The following is a 2,193-nucleotide window of genomic DNA, read 5'->3' as shown; positions in this document are numbered from 1 at the left end:
TCGGTCGTGAAGCGGCGCCGGCGGGCAATCCCGCTGATCACCTCGATCTTCGAGAACGTGTCGGACATAGGCACATGCCTAGGACTACGCCTAGGCCCTCCGGCTGATGCCGGTGTCCGGTCGAAATGGGGGGCACTTCAGCCGGCCACCAGCGACGCCAGGCCATCCACGGCTTCAAGGCGCACATCGCAGCCGACGCCGGCACGGCCATCGTGGAGGACCTCGCCGTCACTCCTGGCAATGTCCATGACGGCCGTGCCGGCGGCAGTGCCCTGCCCAATGCGCCGGGCGACGTCTACGCTGACAGCGCTTGTCGTGGCCAGGTGTTCGCCGCGGCGGTCCGGGCCAAAGGTGGCATCTTGCGCATCGCGCTCACCGGCATGTGGGGCGAATCCGGCACCAACACGCTGCGCAAGCTCAAGCAATGGAACCACAGCGTGCAACGCGTGCGCTGCCGGATCGAGAAGATCTTTGGCACCTGGAAACGCAGCTATGGGCTGCGGCGCATGCGATGGCGCGGCTAGGCCAAGGCCGCTTGGCAGGTCAGGCTCACCGCCATTGCCTATAACCTGAAGCGAGCCAGCAGGATCATGACGCTCAGCAGCACCTGAGCACCAGCTTCATGCGCCGGCTACGGACGAACAGGAGCAGCCAAGCGAGATACAGCCGCCTGACGCCACCCAACCAGCGACCAATCCGGTAAATCATCCAGGCCGGGCAAGCCCAACGGCTACCCGCGCACAGGTCTCCTGATACCAGATCACCAAAGTTGTGACCTAAGTAGATAGGGTAGGCGGTGAAGCTGGTTGGCCTTCTTGGTTGGTTGGCCAGCGAGTTCCAGGCGTGGCAGGCGGCATCGAGGATGGACTGGTCGTCCTTGCGCACGCGGTGGGAGAGGCAGTGCTCGCGCAAATAGAGCCAGACCCGCTCGACCGGGTTGAGCTCCGGGGCTGCGGGGCGGTAGCGGCAGCAAGGTGATGTTCTCTGGCACCTGCAGCCGCCTCGCCCCATGCCGGCCGGCTTGGTCCAGGACGAGGACGGCGTGCGTACGCGGCTCGAGTTGCGCGGCAAAGGCCTTCAGGAACAGGTTCATCGTCTGGTATGGAAGTCAGGCAGGGCAAGCGCGAAGGCCTGGTCGGATCCTGGTGGACTGCACCCCGTTTGAACCGGACAGGGTCGATAGCCGATAAGGCATAGGCATACGCCTATGGATAAGGACGATGGCTTCCGATCTGAACGGATCTCCGCCGCGCATCGAGGTAGTCACTGCCGTCCAGCGACGGCGCCGTTTCTCGACTGCGCAGAAAATACGTCTGGTCGAGGAAAGCATGCAGCCTGGGATGAGCGTATCCCTGGTCGCGCGCCAGGCCGGCATCTCGCCCAGCATGCTGTTCAACTGGCGACGCCGCATGCTGGAAGGTGGCTTCGAAGCTGTGCAGGCCGATGAGCCAGTGGTCGGCCAGACCCAGGTCCGCGACCTGGAAAAGCGAGTCCGGGAGCTGGAGCGCCTGCTGGGGCGGAAGACCCTGGAGGTCGAGATCCTCAAAGAGGCCCTGGATGCGGCGCGCGCAAAAAAACCGATCTCGCTGCTGCCGTCATGGCACGGTCGGCAGGGCGATTCGCGATGACGGCCATCGTCAGCACGCTCGGCGTTGCCCGCTCCAACCTGATCGAGCGCTTGGCGCGCACGTCCAAGCGGCGCGGGCGCTACCACAAGACTGAGGACAGCCGGCTCCTGCCGTTGATCCGCCAGCTGGTCGATGAGCGGCCGTCCTACGGCTACCGGCGCATCACGGCGCTGCTGAAAACCGCCGCCGGCAGAACGAGGATCTGCCAAGGATGAACGCCAAGCGGGTGCTGCGCATCCTGCAGAGCCATGGCCTCACCCTGCAGCGGCACACCGGCCGGCAGCTCGGTCGGACCCATGATGGGGTCGTCGTCGCCCTGACCTCCAACATTCGCTGGTGTTCGGATCACTTTGAACTCACCTGCCGCAATGGCGAGATCGTCCGCATCCTGTTCGCGATCGACGCCTGTGACCGGGAGATCATCGCCCCGCGGCCGTCTCCTGACGGCCGTCCCGGTGGGATTGGATCGATCGCCTCCTGCGATCGATGGTCGGCCACCACGGCCGGCATTTCGGGAGAGATGGTTCAGGATCTCATGGTCGCCTGCGTCGAGCAGCGCTTTGGC

1 protein-coding gene and 1 pseudogene are annotated in these 2,193 nt (G+C 64.9%); both read left to right on the top strand.

Annotated elements, in window-relative coordinates:
• Window positions 1-125: 125 nt before the first annotated feature.
• Complete coding sequence (locus VNS22_RS27875) at window positions 126-524, top strand: transposase (protein WP_325738416.1); 399 nt, start codon at window positions 126-128, stop codon at window positions 522-524.
• 696 nt (window positions 525-1,220) lie between these two features.
• Window positions 1,221-2,193, top strand: a pseudogene (locus VNS22_RS27865) (IS3 family transposase); the annotation flags it as partial.

Source organism: Geminicoccus sp. (assembly GCF_035556675.1).
Lineage (GTDB): Bacteria > Pseudomonadota > Alphaproteobacteria > Geminicoccales > Geminicoccaceae > Geminicoccus.
Note: the sequence above shows the minus strand (reverse complement) of the source record. Positions and strands in the feature narration are given on the sequence as shown.